The 367-nt window shown below is 65.9% G+C and carries 1 protein-coding gene; it reads left to right on the top strand.

All coding sequences use genetic code 11. The features are described from left to right. Positions 1 to 367, top strand: a 367-nt coding sequence (locus EMN46_RS19475; protein ID WP_229130459.1) for an ABC transporter substrate-binding protein, incomplete at both ends; no start/stop codon positions are given.

Below are 367 nucleotides of genomic sequence, written 5' to 3'. Positions count from 1 at the left end.
GCGTATGAGGAAAATCGGCTTGCTGGTAGCAGGTGTGGCCGCCCTGGGCATGGCCCTAGGCCAGGCCAACGTCATCAAGATCGCCACCCAGTCGCCTCTCTCGGGACCTCAGGCTGCCCTGGGGGAGCAGATCAAGCTGGGGGCGGAGCTGGCCATCGAGGAGGCCAAGGCCAAGTTCAAGGCCCTGGGCTTTGACCTGGTCCTGGTGCCCTACGACGACCAGGCCAACCCCGACGTGGGCGTGGCCAACGCCAACCGCATCATCAACGACCCCGACATCCTGGGCGTGGTGGGCCACTTGAACTCCGGCGTGGCCATCCCCTCCAGCGAGGTTTACGCCCGGGTGAACCTGGTCATGGTCTCCCCC

Source organism: Ancylomarina sp. 16SWW S1-10-2, assembly GCF_009669305.1.
In the GTDB taxonomy this organism is placed as follows: Bacteria; Bacteroidota; Bacteroidia; order Bacteroidales; family Marinifilaceae; genus Ancylomarina.
This window is presented reverse-complemented; position numbering and strand designations above follow the sequence as displayed.